The organism is uncultured Aquimarina sp. (genome assembly GCF_947492405.1).
Lineage (GTDB): Bacteria > Bacteroidota > Bacteroidia > Flavobacteriales > Flavobacteriaceae > Aquimarina.
In genome coordinates, this window is record NZ_CANLMP010000036.1 from 1 (window position 1) to 237 (window position 237).

The following is a 237-nucleotide window of genomic DNA, read 5'->3' on the forward strand; positions in this document are numbered from 1 at the left end:
CTCTTCCTCAGCTAATCTTGCAGCTTCTGCTTCCTGACGTAATCGCTCTTCCTCAGCTAATCTTGCAGCTTCTGCTTCCTGACGTTGTCTCTCTTCTTCAGCTAATCTTGCAGCCTCTGCTTCCTGACGTAATCGCTCTTCCTCAGCTAATCTTGCAGCCTCTGCTTCCTGACGTAATCGCTCTTCCTCAGCTAATCTTGCAGCTTCTGCTTCCTGACGTAATCGCTCTTCTTCAGC

General features: G+C 49.4%; 1 protein-coding gene. It reads right to left on the minus strand.

All coding sequences use genetic code 11. The annotated features are described in order from the left end of the window. A partial coding sequence (locus tag Q0829_RS27540; RefSeq protein WP_298549313.1) for a hypothetical protein occupies positions 1–237 on the minus strand: 237 nt, incomplete at both ends.